Source organism: Salinarchaeum sp. Harcht-Bsk1 (assembly GCF_000403645.1).
Classification (GTDB): Archaea; Halobacteriota; Halobacteria; order Halobacteriales; family Salinarchaeaceae; genus Salinarchaeum.
This window is the reverse complement of sequence record NC_021313.1, coordinates 1,023,096-1,041,063: the sequence shown is the minus strand read 5'-3', so window position 1 is coordinate 1,041,063 and position 17,968 is coordinate 1,023,096. Positions and strand designations below refer to the sequence as shown.

At 60.3% G+C, this 17,968-nt stretch carries 15 protein-coding genes; 2 read left to right on the top strand and 13 right to left on the bottom strand.

All coding sequences use genetic code 11. The features are described from left to right. Window positions 1–2: 2 nt before the first annotated feature. Window positions 3–578, bottom strand: a complete 576-nt coding sequence (locus tag L593_RS15275) for a methyltransferase domain-containing protein (RefSeq protein WP_081638646.1) — start codon at window positions 576–578, stop codon at window positions 3–5. Between the two features lie 306 nt (window positions 579–884). Between L593_RS15275 and L593_RS15270 the strand changes: the two genes are divergently transcribed. Continuing rightward, window positions 885–1,976: a glycosyltransferase gene (locus tag L593_RS15270; protein WP_081638645.1), complete on the top strand. Its 1,092-nt coding sequence runs from the start codon at window positions 885–887 to the stop codon at window positions 1,974–1,976. 172 nt (window positions 1,977–2,148) lie between these two features. Beyond that, the gene (locus L593_RS15265) at window positions 2,149–3,522 is read left to right on the top strand and encodes a sulfatase (RefSeq protein ID WP_020445835.1); all 1,374 of its coding nucleotides are present in this window, start codon (window positions 2,149–2,151) and stop codon (window positions 3,520–3,522) included. Between the two features lie 50 nt (window positions 3,523–3,572). Here the strand turns inward: L593_RS15265 and L593_RS15535 are convergent, their stop codons facing one another. The 12 genes from L593_RS15535 to L593_RS15880 form a co-directional block, all read right to left on the bottom strand. Continuing rightward, the gene (locus L593_RS15535; protein ID WP_144060699.1) at window positions 3,573–4,433 is read right to left on the bottom strand and encodes a hypothetical protein; all 861 of its coding nucleotides are present in this window, start codon (window positions 4,431–4,433) and stop codon (window positions 3,573–3,575) included. A gap of 81 nt (window positions 4,434–4,514) precedes the next feature. Further along, window positions 4,515–6,134, bottom strand: a complete 1,620-nt coding sequence (locus L593_RS04910) for a flippase (protein ID WP_020445833.1) — start codon at window positions 6,132–6,134, stop codon at window positions 4,515–4,517. Between the two features lies 1 nt (window position 6,135). After that, window positions 6,136–7,242 carry a glycosyltransferase family 4 protein gene (locus tag L593_RS04905; protein WP_144060698.1) on the bottom strand — a complete coding sequence of 369 codons (1,107 nt, stop codon included), beginning with the start codon at window positions 7,240–7,242 and terminating at the stop codon, window positions 6,136–6,138. Between the two features lie 132 nt (window positions 7,243–7,374). After that, window positions 7,375–8,427 (bottom strand): glycosyltransferase family 4 protein, encoded by a 1,053-nt coding sequence (locus tag L593_RS04900; RefSeq protein ID WP_049893861.1) that lies wholly within the window; start codon window positions 8,425–8,427, stop codon window positions 7,375–7,377. Further along, window positions 8,424–9,566 (bottom strand): glycosyltransferase, encoded by a 1,143-nt coding sequence (locus tag L593_RS04895; protein ID WP_020445829.1) that lies wholly within the window; start codon window positions 9,564–9,566, stop codon window positions 8,424–8,426. Before L593_RS04895 ends, L593_RS04900 begins: the two co-directional genes overlap by 4 nt. Before the next feature lie 91 nt (window positions 9,567–9,657). After that, the gene (locus L593_RS04890; protein ID WP_020445828.1) at window positions 9,658–10,518 is read right to left on the bottom strand and encodes a TrmB family transcriptional regulator; all 861 of its coding nucleotides are present in this window, start codon (window positions 10,516–10,518) and stop codon (window positions 9,658–9,660) included. Between the two features lie 27 nt (window positions 10,519–10,545). After that, window positions 10,546–11,553, bottom strand: a complete 1,008-nt coding sequence (locus tag L593_RS04885; RefSeq protein ID WP_020445827.1) for an NAD(P)-dependent oxidoreductase — start codon at window positions 11,551–11,553, stop codon at window positions 10,546–10,548. Then, window positions 11,550–12,554: an NAD(P)-dependent oxidoreductase gene (locus L593_RS04880; RefSeq protein WP_049893860.1), complete on the bottom strand. Its 1,005-nt coding sequence runs from the start codon at window positions 12,552–12,554 to the stop codon at window positions 11,550–11,552. The genes L593_RS04885 and L593_RS04880 overlap by 4 nt, the downstream gene beginning before the upstream one ends. Beyond that, entirely contained in the window at window positions 12,547–13,737 is a 1,191-nt protein-coding gene (locus L593_RS04875; RefSeq protein WP_020445825.1) for an NAD-dependent epimerase/dehydratase family protein, read from the bottom strand. Before L593_RS04875 ends, L593_RS04880 begins: the two co-directional genes overlap by 8 nt. A gap of 382 nt (window positions 13,738–14,119) precedes the next feature. Continuing rightward, the gene (locus L593_RS04870) at window positions 14,120–15,664 is read right to left on the bottom strand and encodes an alkaline phosphatase family protein (RefSeq protein ID WP_020445824.1); all 1,545 of its coding nucleotides are present in this window, start codon (window positions 15,662–15,664) and stop codon (window positions 14,120–14,122) included. Window positions 15,665–16,024: 360 nt separating this feature from the next. Continuing rightward, on the bottom strand, window positions 16,025–17,056 hold the full coding sequence (locus L593_RS15885; RefSeq protein WP_020445823.1) for a lysylphosphatidylglycerol synthase transmembrane domain-containing protein: 1,032 nt from the start codon (window positions 17,054–17,056) through the stop codon (window positions 16,025–16,027). Further along, entirely contained in the window at window positions 17,053–17,919 is an 867-nt protein-coding gene (locus L593_RS15880; RefSeq protein WP_020445822.1) for a polysaccharide deacetylase family protein, read from the bottom strand. Before L593_RS15880 ends, L593_RS15885 begins: the two co-directional genes overlap by 4 nt. Between the last annotated feature and the right edge of the window lie 49 nt (window positions 17,920–17,968).

The window sequence follows — 17,968 nt, the reverse complement described above, 5'->3', positions numbered from 1 at the left end:
CGTTATTTCGGTTTCCTCCAAGTAGCTCGAACGCGTCCACCGCCGAAAGGTAATTTTATCAACTCATCCGCCACTTCATGGCTCACCCAATCAATCAGAATCCCAAAAAGCCATGAAGGCGGGCGAATCCACCAACGTTCCGGACGTAGCCAGCCTACTACGTCTACCTCTTCGAGCTGTAATTCGGTATCACTATAGTATGCCCATTCACTGTCGATGTCGTACCATCCTGGTGTGGTTGAGGTCCAACTCCATGAATAGTGATCCGGATCCGCAACAATACCAGTACTATTTGCATGTGTTGCGGCGAGTTCAAGCTCACCTCCTTCAGTGAGCACTCGCGACCATTCATCCATGGCAGCATTGAGATTGTCGATGTGAGGGACAAGAGAGTTTGCATGGATCCGGTCGACGGTACAATCAGCGAACGGTAGATCATCCGCAGTTGCGACGATATCTACTTCTGGCAACTTTCTCAAATCTACATTAATGTGGTCGTCGAGTGGATTTTTACCTCCACCAAGATCTACTTTGACATTCTCAGCTTCGTTGGGTTTCTCGTCCTTCATTTGATCCATGCATGGTTAGATGGGTCACGTCCCAAGTACCTAACTATAGGCCTCAGTGCAAAGGAAGTCTCTCGTATAATTTTCTATCACTTTTCCAATTCCGATATCCAATTGGGTTTCAGGCCCAGGTATCCAGATCAATTTATAGACTTTTTCAATAGAGAATATGATTGTCGATAATTGTTCGATAAAAAAATCCCGGCCCGAACTTATACTCCATTGGGTTGTGATATTTCCAATTAGCAAAATATATCTGACTATCTATGGAATCTTCCAAGAACATACATTATATGAGTCCTTGCACATAGTGCCGATATGGATAATTCAGTTCGCGTAGGACTCGTTGGAGGATATCGTTTGCCTGGTAACGTCCGAACTCTCCTTTATAATATACGAAAAGCACTTGATATTGCAAAAACTTCATTTAATTGTGATTTAATTGGGGGGTCTGGAATCGATGATGTAGATGGCTACCGAATGATCAACCCCGGTCTTGGGAACCCGGGGAGTGCACGAAAGAAGATAATCGATCTGGCTCAAGGCCTCCGAAGATATGTCAAAAATCGGTCTCCTGACGTTCTATTCCAATTAACCCGTTTCCCAACACATGGAACGGCGGCGGCAATTGCCGGTTCGCTGACAAGAACAAGAACCGTAGTTAGAGTGGCGGGAATGGACTTCGAAGAATTCCGGTTTGCTTCAACACTTTCTAAGCAGCTGCAGCTATTTGGCCTCAAGAATTGCATCAGCATGATTCCAACACATCTCGGCGATGATGTTGTTGCCCTTGGCCCAGAAGGGCGTGAGGCACTCGCTCACAGGCTCCGACATAGGAACGTCCATGAAGTCCCACAGCCAGTAGACACCGAATCTTTCTCCCCAGTATCAGAATCAACGCGAGCTAAAATCCGGTCGAAACTAGGGATGCCCTTGATTAACGAAGGACGAGTGTTTCTTACAGTGGGCCGCGTGTCCCGGAGAAAAGGTGCAAAGACTATCCAGCGAACCGCTGCCGAACTAGCAAAAGGCCAAGACCCTATACGCTGGTACGTCATCGGGGACGGACCACTGCTGGATGAATTAGAAGCGACGCCGTGTGTTGAACCTTTAGGCAGATTGGACCATGAATCACTCCCCGATTACTATCGTGCGGCAGATATTTATGTTCATCCATCGCTACATGAAGGTCTTCCGAATGTGCTTTTAGAGGCTACAGCGTGTGGCACTCCGTCAATTGCGCGTGATGTTGGTGAATGCTCGCTCATCGCAACAGAGACATTTGATCAAGACAACCAGCTTTCAAAACTACTCCGAAGAAATTACAGTTCAGTCACGCTTGATCGCCAGTTTACTATCGAGGGGCTGGCGAACGCATATGAAACGCTACTTTTGGGGGACCTAGCTTGAATTCACATAATGAAATTTTAATCATAATAATATATCTACAGAAAATTCTATTTTATCTTAGCAAGGTCCACTTTAGTGCCGATGTGATATATTTCGTATGTGCGCTTGAAACGAAACAAATCGACTCACTGAAATCCTTGAGTTTTTGGGAGCGTCGAACCTGAATCCACTAATGAAGTGTCAGAACGCCCTTTTAATCACGATCGATAGTCTCAGAGCAGATGCAGTTGGGTCTACCCGATATGGCGAATCCGTAACTCCTCGTTTAGACGAGGTTATCGAGAGTGGCGTTCAATTCACAAATGCAGCTGCAAACGGTTCGAGCACGCCTTCGAGCTTCCCAAGCATCCTCACCAGCACATATCCATTGATGTATGGTGGGTATCAGTATCTCAATGAGTCTCGACCGTTTTTAGCTGAACATCTTTCCAATGAAGGATTTGTGACTGTAGCATACCACTCAAATCCGCATCTTGGTCCAAATATGAACTACGACCGGGGATTCGACAGTTTCAACGATATCGGGGGTGATACCAATGATTCTGATATGGGATTAATAAATCGGGCCAAAAACTATATCGAGGAACGGATCGATAACAATAGTTTGCTATATTCATGGCTCCGTCGAGGGTGGCACCTATTCTCTATGTCTACAGGAACAGCCGCTTATGCTAATGCCACGACGATTACCGATAATGCAATTGACTGGCTAGAAGAACGTGACAGAGATCGGCGATTCTTCTTGTGGTTACATTATATGGACGTACACTATCCATTCATGCCGCCGCGTCGGCATCTACAAGATCTCGTGGCAGATCTTCCTAAGAACCGACAAATAGCGAGAATTAATGGCCAAATGCACGAGAATCCGGAAGGGCTGTCGGATCGTGACCTGCTCCTCGACTTGTATCACGGTGAAGTAAAATATACTGACTATGAAATCGGTCGGCTACTTGATAAGCTCTCTGAACAGGGGGTGCTCAATGAGACTCATGTTACAATCACTGCTGACCACGGTGAGTCATTTGGTGAACACGGCTATTATGGTCATCATCCTAACCCCTACGATGAACTAGTCCGGGTCCCCCTCATTATGAATAATCCTAACTCCTCTCACATGGGGACCGTTTCCGACCAAGTCGAGCTGGCTGATATTGGGCCAACGATCTATGATTCTCTAAATGTGTCAACTCCAGATGCCGTGCAAGGTGATACAGTGAATAAGTTGCTCAGTGACGCGGGTGGCCGTGATGACGATGATAGGGTGGCAATCTGTACTGGCAGTCCGACCACTTTAGCAAGTAGAACGAACCGGTGGAAATTAATTTGGTGGATGGATTCCGATGAACTTGAATTGTTTGATCTGCGCAATGATCCTAAGGAGTCCGAGGATGTCTCCACGGGAAACCCTGAAGTAGTGGATAGAATGAAATCTATATTGGATGATCATTTAGAGGAAGTAGAGGCTAGCGAGGCTGATAACCCGAATGTTTCGGTATCCCGCGACACGAAGGATAGGCTCCGAGATTTGGGATACGTTGAGTAACGGTTGCCGATCGGTAATATAGACTGATTAGATGTAACAATATTGCTTGCTCAAACTTTATAACCGAGATCGCGGAGTCTATCGTTTATCACTCCGCTTTCTGCGCTTCGAACTGAATCAGTACTCGTTTCACGTCGTTCCCCATTGATCACGGCCCAAGGGACGACAACCAATCCAGGGTGGCGGAGTTTTGGCCGGTGACAATCAATACCCAACGTACTCAGAATTTTTCCTGTATTTAGTTCTCCATGGTCTGCAGTAAAAACGGTGCGACCAGAGAGCTCCTCGGCAAGATCGATCGCATTGGATAGCCCGTACTCAAGAGTATCGCGATATGCCTTCCAATAGTTCTCTGGATCATCTATATCGGTGATTTCCGTACCTACGAAGGGCGCATGTGGTTGCATGAAATGAACGATAAGTCTCTTTTGAGGATACTTTTCGGAAGCTTCGAGAGCTGCCTCAACGACATCCTCAGGGAGGACGGTCCCCTCTTCGTCGTCAAACGCCACCTCCCAGAGTGGTATGATATCGTGGAAAGAGTTACCAGCCACTTTCGCAGTATGAGGATTCGCAGAAACCACAACCGTATCACCAAATTCGTCATTCGCGAAATTCCGGCGTGTCCACTCGCTAGAGTGGCTCCCTAGGCTAACGACTCTTTCATAACTGTCAAACTGATCAAGGTTAGCAACTTTCTCAAATTCGTCCGCTCTACAAGCGTCAAGGACGATCAAGTTGTCCCATTCTTCATCCATTACATGAATTGCATCCTGATAACTTGGCCATTGTGGGTTTAATCTGGTCACCGGTCCGACGATGTGTGGGACGAACACTCGGTTTCGCCACCAATTAAGAGAATTATAATTCTTCTTAATCTCGGGGATTGCGTGTGCGAGTGAAGGGCTCATTGTATCTCATATCTAGTTCTGTCGCTTAATGATTGACGGATCAACAATCAAGCCATTCCACCCGTATGGGTTTTAAATTACTCAAATGAATCTCTGGAGTATCTTATTAATAATGGTGTTATCAGATACATATTTATCTTGAATTGAATGCAGAATCATTACCTCGGTTGGAGTGAACCCCAATATACCGATGATTGCGGCGCCATAGCATCCAGCGAAGCCAACTCCAAATATAGTAATCCATAGGATGGTCGCAGGTATCTGTGAGGAGACAATGAATGCTATAATACCTATGGGGATGGCCAGGACAACCGGTGCTATCACATTCCAACCAATTGCCGTTGAACCGGAATAATATGCAATCTCAATCACTGGTAGAAGGCCGAGTACGAAGAGTGAAATTGTCGTCGCAATTGCAGCTCCAGTAAAGCTATACCGTGGTATGAGCCATAGATTGAGTCCGAAGTTGACTAAGGCGGCTGACGTGGTATTAACTGCAGATAGCTTGGAAAGTCCCAGTGCTTCTAACAGTGGGCCATGCGTCAATAGTACATTTTTTAACGCGAACCCGACCGCTAGAATCGCAAGAGCTAGGCCTCCTTCGGAGTATCCTGAACGATAGATGATTCTAATTAGGTCATCAGCAAAGAGGACCATCGGTATAAGCGCAGTAGTGCTCGCAATGGCCAACCACCGAGCGACACCCCGTTGAACTGTGATCGCCTCGTCAAGTCGATTCTCGCTTTCAAGTTCGCTCGACACGGGCGTCCCGAGGTAATTGAATGCGGTTGAAAACATACCCATCATCTGTGCCATCGCATAGGCGACGCCGTAGATCCCGACGGCGGTGCTCCCGACGAAGTACAGTAAGAGGAAGATGTCGATGGACCGGTAAACGAAAGATGCGAGCCCTGAGACGGTGAATGGTAGGGAGTAACGAATGATCTCGGATAGCCGCTCTCGTCCGCCGTCCCAGTCACTGGCCTCGGGCAACGTTCGCTCGAAAAGTACCGAAGCGATGGCTGCCCCGACCACAAATGGTATCGCATAGGCAAACGCGAAACCCGCTTGGTCGGCACCCACAAAAACTGCGACGATGATGAGGGCAAACCGGGACGCCGGGTGGAGGAGGTTCCGCACGTAGACGCGGAAGCGGGAGATCTTTTGACCGCGAATTCCGCCGATCGCGAGGTTCATTATCGCGGCGAAGGGGATGGCCGCACCGAAGACCTGGATGCTTACCGCGACGCCGGCATCACCGAACATCTCAGCCGCGATGAAGTCTGCATAGAGTACCGTAACTGCGGCGAGGCCGACGCCGATGGGGATCGTGAGTGCAAACAGGTACGTCACGATCGGCCGCTTCTCCTCTTCTTCGACACGAGGAAGGTACCGCGTCAGTCCGGAGGACAACCCGAGGCCGGCGACGATCCCGCCGAGGTTCAACAGCGCCGTTCCTGTTGTGAGTCCGCCGAAGCCGCTAATCGAAAGATGCACCGCTGCGAAGCGCTGGGCGAGGAAGGCCAGCGCCATCTGCGCCACCAGCCCGCCGTAGACCACGCCAGCGCCCTTGACGACATCCCGGACGGCCTGATCCTTCGTGAGCGAGGACTTGGTCGTATCCGCAGAAGCTGGCGCCTCGCCAGGGATCCGATTCTCGTCCACGTCGTTGAGGTCGTCGGTTGGTTGTTTCTCATTCATGCTATCTAACGATCTGTTTGAGAAACTTCTCGTATCGATCGTAGAGTTGAACCCACGACCACTTTTCAACGACGTTCGCACGGCCACGTTGCCCGATGCGTCGCCGGAGATCCTCTCCCGAGGCGACTTGGTCAATGGCGTCACTGAGTCCCACAGCGTCACCCGGCTCGTAGAGGAAGCCCGTCTCACCGTCCTCCACGACCTCCGGTACTCCTCCAACTCGGGATGCGATCACCGGCGTCGCCATCGCCTGCGCTTCGAGCACCACACGTGGGAGCCCCTCCGTGTAGGAAGGCAACACGAGAGCGTCCATCGCGTCGTAGACGGCCGGCATCGAATCGTACGGAACGGACCCAAGGAACGATCCCCGCCCCTTGAGTTCGGCTTCGAGCCACCCGCGTTGTGGGCCGTCGCCGGCGATGAATATCTGTACATCATCGTCCGATCGCCTGATCGCCGGCATCAAGTCCCGAATGCCTTTATACACTTGGAGACCGCCGACGTAGCCGACGACGAATCTCTCGCCAGCGCCCGCAACAGTGTTTTCGAGCCAGTCGGGATACTCCGACACCGCGTCGGGTGAGAAGACCTCCGTGTCGACGGCGTTTTTGATGTCGTAGATGCGGTCATTACGGACGCCCAGACCACGGAGGACGCCAGCGACGGCCTCGCAGACGACGAAATATCCGTCGTGCGGTGCTCGCAGACGTGCCTGGAGCGACGCAGTATCGAGTCGCTCGACGAACCCCGCTCGCGTCGCCTCTGGCAACACGCCCACGTGCACGACGTGGGGCACACCGACCCGCCTGGCAGCGACAAGTCCCGGGAGGTACGTCTTCCGGGTCTTCGAGAGTATCACGTCCACGTCTTCGGCCCGTGCGACTTGCATCGCCCTGCGTGCCGTCCGGAGGGGTCCATCCACGAACCGCGTTCGTGGATGGATCGAATGCTGAAACGACCGTTCAGGAGCGTCGTTCCAGTCGACGAGATGCACCTCGTGACCACGCTCTCGCAGCCCCTCAACGACGTTTCGGACGTGGATTGCACCTCCCCTCACCATCGCGTCGCGAAAGGATATGGCCTCTTCGGTGAGGTAGAGGATGCGCATGCCAGTACTCCCGACCCCGCACAGTAAATGCTGTTCGCTCTCGGGTGGGCTATTCGAGAGCTGAATCGAATCTGAAGCGCTGCCTCAATAATATCGACCCGCTACATCCGCTCACAATCGGGCACTGTGGAGTTACTCACTCTCGATCGTCGCTCGATAGCGGTCCTCGTATCGATCGGCGGTGTCCTCCCAGGTCGCGATACTCGCCGAGGGCGCATCCCGACCGATCACGTCCTCGATGGCGCCTGCCACGGCTTCCGTGTCCACGTTCGATACTCCGACGACGTCCGATCGCTTCGTCCAGTCGGCCAGTGCGGTCGCTTCGAGAACAACCGCCGGCGTCTCGCTCGCCAGCGCTTCGGCGACGGTAATCCCGAAACTCTCGAACTCAGAGAAGGAGCAGTACGCAGCGGCACCGGCGTAGTATCCGGGGAGAACGTCGTGATCGAGATTGCCGAGGAACTCCACCCGGTCGGCGACGCCGACCTCGCTCGCGATCGACTTGAGGTCGTCCCGATAGGGGCCGTCGCCAGCGACGAGCAGGTCGTACTCCGGTAGCTCGGTAAGTGCTCTGATAGCGTGCTGGACCCCTTTGTACTCCTCCAGCCGGGATACGGTGAGGAGGTACGGTCGGTCGCGGTCGATCGGCGTTGCATTCCTGAACTTGGCCGTCTCGAGCCCGATCGGGATTACCTCGGGATCGACGCCGAAGTCGTCTCGAATCGTTCGGCGCTCCCACTCGCTAACGGCAGTCACCGTACGTGCATGACGGAGCGCCCGGCGAGCAACCGGACGGTACGGAACCCAGAGGGCGTTTCGCCACCGACTCGAACTCGCTCCGTGATAGTACGCCGTTGCTATGACCGGGGCGTTTGCACTGAAGGACGCGATCGGCAGTGGGAGCGAGTGGACGTTGTGGGCGTGGACGAGATTTGCGTCACGCTGCTGGACGGCGCGCCGAATTCCTGGCGCGAAGTGAATCGCTCCCTCGGGTGTGAGCGAGCCGTGGCGCCGAACGATCACGCCGTTGCGGGTCTCCCGCCTCTCGACGTCGTCGCTCGCGTCTGCGGTCACGACCGTCACCTCGTGTCCGCGATCGACCAGACGTTCGCTCAGCTCCTGAACTTGCTTTTCGACGCCACCTGTGTGTGGCGGGTACCGCGGTGAGACCTGCAGGATATTCACTCGTACGCCTCCCGGAGTTCCGAGTCGATCTCCCAGACGGCACTCCCCTTGCCGGCGAGGAGCTTGATTGCCGCGCGCAAGAGCGACACCTGTGTGTCGAACACCGCGTACAGTGCCTGAAGCGGTCCGAGCATATCTCGCGATCCTGCGAAGACGAACCCACCGACTGCGAGCGGCAGGACCAGTCCCGCCGGACCGAAGACGGACACACCTGCAACTGTTCCCGTCAACAGCGTCGCCGCGAGGAGCCACGGCGAGACGATCATGAACCACCAGTTAAATGGCAGCACGACGCGGCCGTACCGTCCGTACCGTCCCAGGGCGTCCCGGTTGCGGACCAGCAAGCGAAGTAGACCCATCGCCCGTCGGTCCTTCTGCTTGCGTCGCTTTCGAAACGCCGAGTGTGCCGCCTCTCGGTACCGGATGGCGGGGTCGAACAGTACCCGTTGGCCGCCACGACGAATCTTTAGCGCGAGCTCGGTGTCATCGGCGATCGAGTCTTCGTCGATCGGGACGATTGCGTCGTTCTCGAACGCGGAGAAGGGGCCGTGAAAGATCAGTGTCGAATCAAGGTGTGACTCGAGCGTCTGGATGTACGATTGGACGCCACGATACCCGGACTCGACGTCGCTACCACCTAGCACCTCTGCGTTTCGACCGGTCACAGCAGCGACATGGGGGTCGGCGAGATTGGCGACGGCCTCCCGAAGAGCGCCATCGGCTACTTCCGAATCACAGTCTGTTTTGACGACTACTTCGTTGCTCGCGGCGGCGTACGCGTCGTTGAGCGCCAGGGCGAGACCCCGACGGGTCTCTTCCTCAATCAGGGTCAATTCGGGTGACTCCCTGTTCGCGAAAAAATCACGAATTCGATCCGGTGTCTCGTCATCGCTGGCGTCGACGACCACAACCTCTACCTTATCCATCGGATAGTCGAGCGAGCAGATCCGCTCTAGTTTGCCTTCGACGATTCGCTCTTCGTTGAACGTCGGCAGGACGATGCTCAACGTCGGCTCCTGGGCCTCTTTATTCGCAGGTGAGCCCGATGGCCGAATCAGGGCATAGAATCCAAGATAGAGCACGTAGGGCACTGCAGCGACAGCGAGCATACCGACTGTCGCGGCCACCAGGAGGTTCATACCTTCGAGCAACAGTCCGACCGTTAAAATGCCTGCGGGGTCGCTTTTCACCCACGTCTCGGGTGTGACGGTTCAGCGCCTCCCGTACGGCTTAGCCCGATCTCGACACGTCATCCCTGCTTTCATACTCCCACACCAGATCGAAGTACCGCTTCATCCCCGCCACGAACGATCCGTTCTCCGTAATCGCCGCCTGCCGCCGGTGATTGGGCACGTCGGGCTCCTCGGTCAGGAAAATCGCCTGTCCGCTCTCGTAGTCCCCTCCCGGATCGACGAACGTCCCCCGCCAGGGTAATCGCTCCTCACTGAATCGATACTCCACTCCGGGATACTCCGCCGAAATCCGCTCGACGATCGCTGACTGCACCTCGGCCTTCTCCTCTGGCAGATGCGCCGGATCCAGCAACAGCACCGACACCGCTACCCCACGATCCAGCGCATCCCGCACCGCCGGCTCCACTGCGTCGAAGTACGCGAAGCTGTTCGTGATCACGTAGACCGTCTCCTCTGCGACGTTGTACAATCTCCGCGTTTCCGTCTCGCTCGGCTCCCCGACGTCGACGACGTGGAACAGCTCCGCCGTCGGCGTCACGTCCTCGTCGGCCTGCTCGAAGAGCGGCCCGAACGTCTCGAGAACGTCCTCCCGCAGCGACTCCACCTCGCCGACGTAGTCCTCGTAGGCCTGCCGGCGGTTCTCCTTTGCCCGCTCCAGTACCGCCTCGGGCGATTTGGGCTGGTACTCCTTCGGACGGCCCGGAATCACCTTGACGTACCCCTGCTCCCCCAGCGACGCGAGTACGTCGTAGACTCGGGCCTTCGGAATACCGGTCGCCTCGGCGACGTCGGGCGCGGTGGTCCGGCCCGCCGACAGGAGGTGCGCGAGCGCCGTGGCCTCGTACTCCTTCAGGTCGAGGGACTGCAGGAGTTCGATTCGCTCGTCCTCGGTCCTCATTGCACCAGGCTCACGCGGGGAGGCCTATCAATGCTCCTCCCGAGCGAGCAGTTCGCGGACCGACTCGGCCACGTCGTGGCGAGCCTCCCAGCCCAATTCCTCGCGAATCCGCGAGGTATCCACCGCGAAGTCCTCGACCATCGTCTCCGCGGAGCGGGGGTTCTCGACGAGTTCGACCGGTGGTTCGGTGCCGGTCTCCTCGGCTGCGATCGACTGGACCTGCTCCGCGACCGACATCACCGAGGGGTCCTCGTCGCTGGCGACCTCGAAGGTCTCGGCGCCGGTCTCCCCATCGGCGAGCCGTTCGAGCAACCGCTCCGTGCTGTGGAGGTAGACCCTCGCGACGTCCTTGACGTGGACGAAGTTCCGGGACTGCGTGCCCGGCTCGTACACCGTCAGCGTCTCGCCGGAGAGCGCCCGGTCGACGAAGAAGTTGATCACGGTGGGCTTCGAGACGACCGTGTCGTCGACGAGATGATCGCCGTAGAGGTTGGACTTCATGAACAGGTGCGCGGGGAAGGCACCGTCGGCGAAAGCCTGAATGTCGCCCTCGCTGATCGCCTTCGTCCGGCCGTACCAGTTCATGGGGTCCCGCGGCAGGTCGGCCGTGATCGGGAACGTCTCCGGATCGCCGAGTACCGCCATCGAGAACGGGAACGCCATCGCCGCGCCGGTCTTGCGGCAGAACCACGCGACGTTGCTCGTTCCGGTGACGTTGACCTCGTAGGCGAGGTCGGCGTTCTCGTCGCAGTCGTCGACGCCGCTGACCGCCGCGAGGTGGACGACGACGTCCGCCCCCGAGAGTGCGTCTTCGAGCCGCCCCCGGTCCCGGATGTCGACGTGATCGATGTCGACGTCGCCGACCGACCAGACCTGCGAGCGGTAGCCGTTGTCGATCGCCGTGAGCTCCCACTCGGGATGCTCGCGCTGGAAGATCTGGAGGACCCGGCTACCGATGTAGCCGCCGGCGCCGGTCACCGCGACGGTCGGCGTGTCGCCGACGTCGTGGTCGTCGGCGGTGGGCGTCGCCGTCACGCCACCACCTCCTCGGCCTCGGACCCTTCGAGGTGCGCGGCGACGTCGCGAACGCCCTCCCGGAGCGTCCACTCGGGCTCGTAGCCGGTCTCGGCGAGCCGATCGAAGTTCACGTGGTAGGACGGACCCGGATGTTCCTCCTCGAGGTAGGTGACGTCGAGGCTTCGATCGAGTTCCTCGCGAACGACCCCTGCCACGGTCTCGATCCGGTAGTTCTGGTCGTTCCGGCCGACGTTGTAGACCTGCTGCGACCAGGTGTCGGGATTGAGCGCGGCCTCCGCGTAGGCCCGTGCGGCGTCCTCGACGTGGACGAACGGCCGCCAGTTCGAGCCGTCGCCGTAGACCGTCAGCGGCCGCCCGGTCAGTCCGCGGAACACGAAGTGGTTCACGACGAGGTTGAACCGGATCCCCGGCGCCCAGCCGTAGACGGTGCTCATCCGGAGTGCCGTGCCGTCGAAGCCGTGCTCGTTGATGGCGTCGGCGAGCAGCTCCTCCGACGCGACCTTCGACTCCGCGTAGGGGTTCAGCGGGTTCTGCTCGGCGGTTTCGTCGATGTCCGTGCTCGCGACGCGGCCGTAGTTGTTGCACGACGATGCAACCACGACGCTCTCGACGTCGAACTTCCCCGCGGCGGTGAGGACGTTCTCGGTGCCGTCGCGGTTCACCGCGAACGTCTCCTCGCGCCGATCGTGCGTCGACGCCGCGCCGGTGATCGCCGCGAGGTGGATCACCGCGTCCGCACCGCGCGTGGCGCTCTCGACGTCGCCATACTCGCGCACGTCGCCGCGCCGGAACTCGAGCCCCTCGCCGACCGATCCCGCGAGGTTCGCGGGCGACCCGGAGGCGAGCGAATCGAGCACGACGACGTCGGCAACCCGGTCGTCGTCGAGGAGCTGTGGCACGAGCGCGCTCCCGATGTAGCCACAGCCGCCGGTCACGAGGACGCGCTGGCCGGCGCCCACGCCCCCGTCGGCGTCGACCCCCGCCACCCCGTCACTCATCGTCGGTCAGCACGCCCGGCAGGAACCGGTCCTCGTGCGCCGCGACGGTGTCCTGGTACTCGACGAGGTCGCCGAGGATCTGCCGGACGCCTTCCTCGTAGTCCGTCGACTGCCCGCCGATCAGGTCGGCGTAGCGGTCGTTCTCGATCTCCATCTTGTGCGTCTCGTCCTCGTCGCGGGGGTTCTCGAAGTGCTCGACGGCGACGTCGAGGTCGAACTCCCCGGAGACGTCGGCGATCGTCTGGGCGACCTCGACGATGCTGATCGCGCGGGTGACCTGGTTGTAGACGACGTGGTCGTCGGGCCGCTCGGCGGGATCGTCGTCGGCGTCCGCGCCGACCGCGAGCCGCGCGAGCCCCTCGACGGCGTCCTCCAGGGCGATGAAGGGCTTGCGCTGCTCGCCCTTGCCGTAGACGGTCATCGGGTAGCCGGCGACGGCCTGGGCGCAGAAGCGGTGGGCGACGACGCCGAAGTAGTAGTCGAAGTCGAAGCGCGTCGCGAGGTCGGGGTGGGCCTCGGTCTCCTCGGTGCCCGTGCCGTACGTGATCGCGGTCCGGACGTCCGAGATCGGAATCCCGAACTGGTCGTGGGCGAGCCGGAGGTTCGCCGCGTCGTGGGACTTCGTGAGGTGGTACCAGCTGCCCGCCATCGCGGGGAAGGGCACGTCGTCGCGATCGCCATCGTTCTCCATGACGGCGCCGCCTTCGGGGATCGGGAACTCCGGCGCGCCGTAGACGCCGGTGGTCGTGGTCTCGATGAGGTGCGTGTCCGTCATGCCGGCCTCCTCGAGCCCCCAGACGAGGTTCCGCGTGGCCTGCATGTTGTTGTGCTGCGTGAAGTTCGCCCGCTCGCCGTTGATCTGGGAGTACGGCGCGGAGGGCTGGGCCGCGGCGTGGACGATCGTATCCGGCTCGTGGACCGAGAGGAGCTGGTCGATCGCGGCGCGATCGGTCAGGTCCGCCTCGACGTACGAGAGGTTCGCGAGGCCGAGTTCCTCCTCCGCGGCCGCGAGGCGGTCTTCCATCGAGGCGATGGGTACCGCGCTCGTCGAGCCGACGGACTCGACCCACTCGCGGCGGCCGCCGTTGTCCACGAGGACGACGCGTTCGTCGGTACGATCCGCGATCCGGAGGGCGGTTGGCCACCCGAGGTAGCCGTCCGCACCGGTTACGATGACAGACATGGTTACTCAGCTCGTGAGTTACTAACCTCGGGGCATAAATCTTCTCACCCGGTTGGCGGACTCTCGGGGGAGCATCCGCTACGAATCGACCTATCCGATCAGTCCACCCCGAAGCAATTCGACCCTCTGGCACAGGACAGCAAACCTGGCTGGCGACGGCGGCGCTCCGCTGCCAGCCCACGGAACCAGTCTCCCAACCGACCGCTCCTCCTGGCGGACTGAAAGGGCGAGGCGCGTCTGGCGGCCGCTGCGTGACCCCTATCCGAGCGAGCAGAGCGAGCGAGGATATGTCGCGCAGCGGCCGCGAGCGCGCCGAGGGCTTTCGAGGTCGAAACGGCGAGCTGTGAACGGTCTGGTATGCGACCATCCCCTCCGTTCAACCTCACTCCATGTAGCCGAGCTGCTTCAGCCGGTCCTCCACGTCGCCCGCCTCGCTCCCACGATCGTCGTCGAGATCGATCGGCTCGCGCGTGCCGGGATCGCGCGGCTCTGAGAAGATGTCCAACACCTCGCCGTCGACGTCGGTCGGGATCGCGACGTCGTAGGTCGCCAGCAGCGTCGGCGCGACGTCGACCATGTCGATCTCGTCCATGTGGCCCCGCGGCTCGAAGTCCGGCCCCGTCGCGAGGAAGATGCCGGTCATCGTGTTCTCTGCGGCCCAGCGATCCGGCTCCGTCACGACCTCACCGCCGCCGAGCCCGTCGTTGACGTGGATTCCGGGTCGCTGCTCCACGACGACGTCCGGGCCGTCCTCGACGTACTCGCCCGAATAGACCTCCTCGCCGCGGTACACCGCGGGGAAGTACGGCTCGCCCTGGTCGTCCGTGACGGCGCGGAGGTCCTCGATCAACTGTTCGCGGGTCTCTTCCGTCGCGACGTCAGGATTCAGGTAGATCGGCCCCTGGCTGCTCGCGACGGCCGCGGTCTCGGCGAGGTCGATCGCCTCCAGCTTCCGCCCGCGCTTCGCGCCGGCCTCCTGGGGCACCATCCGCTGGATGCGCTCGGGGACGACCTTCGCGAGCAGGTCGACTGCCCCGGCACGCTTCGCGAGTGCCAGGGCTCGCTCGCGGGTCAGGCCCAGGCGCTGGAAGTAGTACTCCGCGGAGCGGGCCTTCGTGAGGTAGCCGTTCTCGGCGAGCCACTCGTTGATGTAGAACTCTGCCTCGGTCTCCATGCTGCCGTGATCGGAGGTGATCACGAGGTTGACGCCCTCCATCGCGTCGATCTCCGCGAGGCGCTCGTCGACGAGCTGCCAGGCCCGCAGGCTTGGCTCGGCGTCCCAGAAGAAGTGGTGGATGACGTTGAGGTAAAAGAGTGTGACGTGGACGAAGTCGAGGTCGCGCTCCTGCAACGCGTCGATCGCCACGTCGAAGCGCAGGTCGAGCAGACGCAGGATCTCGTCGACCTCCGCGCCGGTTTCCTCGTTCGAAGAGAGGAGCGGATCGGGGTGAACGTCGTAGTCGAAGCGCTCGTGGAGTTCCTCGGCGAGTTCCGGCGGGTACGTGTACCCCGAGTCGATCGAGCGATACTCGCCCTCGACGGCGTCGGGCCCGCCGGCGATCATCACCCCGTCGACCTCGCGGGGCGGGTAGGTCGAGGGCATGTTCACGACGCCGGTCGAGTGGCCTTCGTCGTTGAGGTAGTCCCACAGCTCCGCGGTGTCGAAGTCCGCGCCCTCCATCACGTCGATCGTGCCGTTCGCGAGGTCCACGCGCTCGAACCAGAACACGCCGAACTGGCCGGGATTCTTCCCCGACGCGTACACCTTCCAGTTCGGGAAGGTCACCGGCGGGTAACAGCTGCGGTTCGTCGCCCAGCTCCCCTCCTCGCGGAGCCGCTCGATCGTGGGGAGGTGGCCAGCCTCGATCCAGGGATCGAGGAGGTCCCAGCTCGCCCCGTCGAGCCCGACGACGATCGTCTTGGTCATTGCCTGCCGGTTTCGGGTCCCGCCGAAATACCGTTTCGCTTCCGAATTGATCAGCACCCGAGATCGGAGCCGCATCAGCGCTTGCAAGGACGCCGAAAGCCCTCGGCCGGCTCCGCTTCCGTCGGAGCAAGCTCCGACGACGTCACACTCGCTTCGCTCGCGTGACTCGCGCGACTCGTTGCGGTCCTCGGTCGCTCCGCTCCCTCCGGTCCTTACTTCGTCGGGCTTCCCGGAGCCGGCCTCGCCCTTTCAGTCCGCCAGGAGCGTGGTTCGAGAAGCCGCTACTGGAACGTGGATCCCTCGGGTGCTGATAATCGTGGAATGTAACGCCAGCATCAGCACGGTGGTCCCTCGCCCGAGCTACGACCCTTCCCCGCCTGCCGGCTCGCCGCGCACCAGACTCCCGAAGTCCACGTTCATCATCGGGAGCCAGCCGATGAACGCCGGGAGGTAGACGCCGAGGAAGCGGTCGATCACGATCGCCGAGACGATCGCCGTCTCGGGCACGCCGAGCGCGACGAACACGTAGAGCGCGGAGAACTCCGCGACGCCGACGCCGCCGGGCGTGATCGGCATGATCGTCAGGCTGTAGGCGGTGACGAGCGCGATCGGCAGGAGGACGACGGGCTCGAACGGCTCGCCGAAGGCTGCGAGCAGGAGCCCGACCCTGATCGCGGGGAAGACTGCGATCGTGCCCGCCATCGCGAGCGCGTACTCGACGATGCCCCGGGGGTTCGTGACGGTGACCTGGAACGTCTCGCGCGCCGGGCCGGCGATCGCGGGGAGCGCGCCGGCCGCGCGAGCGACGACCGAACCGACGAGCGGCACCGATGCGCCGATCGCGAGGAGCCGCTGGCCGTACCGCCTGCCGGCACCGAACCCGGTCCCCCAGATCGCGACTGCGGCGAGGAGATAGAGCCCCGTCGATGCGGCGATCCCGACGAGCAGCCAGAGCGGCAGATCGAGTGCGAAGACCGCGAGCCCGACGATCGCCGTGAGTCCGTATATCAGGCTGTAGAGCGCGGTGTTCGAGCCCGCGATCCCGACGGCGTCGCTCCACTCAAGATCCGCGAAGTGCCGGAGGACGAGCGGGGCGACGGCGTGGCCGGCGGCCTTCGAGGGCACGACGTGATTGATGAACTTGATGCTGAGATCGACCTCGGCGACGGTCCGCGTCGAGCGCCGGCCGACGCTCCGCAGGAGGGCGTGCCACATCGCGAACCGCGTCCCGAACTCGAGCGCGGTGACGGCGAGGACGGCGAGCAGCACCCACGCGTCGAGGCGAGCGAGGTCGTCCTGGAGGGTGCCCCAGTCGACGCTCGAGAGGACCCACCCGAGCAGCGCGACGCCGACCAGGAATTTCGCCGCCGTCACCAGGCGCTTCCGGTTCACGATCGACCCTCCACGTCGTTGGGTTGGGGTGGCGACTCGCTTGCCGCGCCGTCCATCGCGAGCGTTCGAGCCGTGACGAACTCGACGTCCTGTTGCAGGATCCGCTCGAGCGCTCGCCACGTCCAGTCGCCGGTCCGGACCGTCACCCGCCGCGGGACGCCCTCGACGTCGGGCAGGTCCGCCAGTTCCCAGGGATGGACGTACAGCACGGGCGCGCGCCCCTGCCGGGCCTGCAGCATCATGCCGGCGAGCGCGTAGTGGATCCCGAACAGGCGGAGCCAGGCGCCGGTGAGCGGCAATCGGAGCCCGGGCATCACCGAGACGGGGAGTTCGCGGAGGTCGGCCGGGGCGTCCGGATCGACGGCCGTCGCGGGACAGGGGTCGTGGAGCTTCGGCCCGCCGCCGTACCACCCGATCGAGCGAGCGGCGACGACACTCGAGTCGTACTCGTAGCCCGCGTCGGCGAGCAGTTCGAGGGAATCGTCGGTTCGCTGAAAAGAGGGCGCCCGGAAGCCCGAGACGTCGGTGCCGGCCGCGTGTTCGAGGATGGAACGGGACTCGGTGATCTCTTCCCGGCGCTCGTCGGGAGCGAGGTCGGGCAGATGCCGGTGCGAGCGGGTGTGCGAGGCAATTTCGTGACCGCGGTCGGCAATCTCGGCGATCAGGTCGGAATGGTCCTCGGCGATGCTGGCCACCGTGAAGAACGTGCAGGTGGCGCCGTGGCGGTCGAGCAGTGCGAGGAGGTCGTCGAGCACCTCGAGGCCGACGTCGGTCCGATCGGTCGTTCCGTTCGCGTCGCGGTAGGCCGGTAGCTGCTCGAAGGTCTCCAGGTCGACCGTGAGCGCCGCCCGACCTCGCGTCATCGTCTACCCAGAAGGGTTCGTTGACGAGTACTTGGGTCTGTTGACGCGG

What these genes read in the sequence shown, in the direction of transcription:
- L593_RS15275 (WP_081638646.1), bottom strand. Translation starts at nt 578, where the DNA reads ATGGATCAAATGAAGGACGAGAAACCCAACGAAGCTGAGAATGTCAAA.
- L593_RS15270 (WP_081638645.1), top strand. Translation starts at nt 885, where the DNA reads ATGGATAATTCAGTTCGCGTAGGACTCGTTGGAGGATATCGTTTGCCT.
- L593_RS15265 (WP_020445835.1), top strand. Translation starts at nt 2,149, where the DNA reads ATGAAGTGTCAGAACGCCCTTTTAATCACGATCGATAGTCTCAGAGCA.
- L593_RS15535 (WP_144060699.1), bottom strand. Translation starts at nt 4,433, where the DNA reads ATGAGCCCTTCACTCGCACACGCAATCCCCGAGATTAAGAAGAATTAT.
- L593_RS04910 (WP_020445833.1), bottom strand. Translation starts at nt 6,134, where the DNA reads ATGAATGAGAAACAACCAACCGACGACCTCAACGACGTGGACGAGAAT.
- L593_RS04905 (WP_144060698.1), bottom strand. Translation starts at nt 7,242, where the DNA reads ATGCGCATCCTCTACCTCACCGAAGAGGCCATATCCTTTCGCGACGCG.
- L593_RS04895 (WP_020445829.1), bottom strand. Translation starts at nt 9,566, where the DNA reads ATGAACCTCCTGGTGGCCGCGACAGTCGGTATGCTCGCTGTCGCTGCA.
- L593_RS04890 (WP_020445828.1), bottom strand. Translation starts at nt 10,518, where the DNA reads ATGAGGACCGAGGACGAGCGAATCGAACTCCTGCAGTCCCTCGACCTG.
- L593_RS04880 (WP_049893860.1), bottom strand. Translation starts at nt 12,554, where the DNA reads ATGAGTGACGGGGTGGCGGGGGTCGACGCCGACGGGGGCGTGGGCGCC.
- L593_RS04875 (WP_020445825.1), bottom strand. Translation starts at nt 13,737, where the DNA reads ATGTCTGTCATCGTAACCGGTGCGGACGGCTACCTCGGGTGGCCAACC.
- L593_RS04870 (WP_020445824.1), bottom strand. Translation starts at nt 15,664, where the DNA reads ATGACCAAGACGATCGTCGTCGGGCTCGACGGGGCGAGCTGGGACCTC.
- L593_RS15880 (WP_020445822.1), bottom strand. Translation starts at nt 17,919, where the DNA reads ATGACGCGAGGTCGGGCGGCGCTCACGGTCGACCTGGAGACCTTCGAG.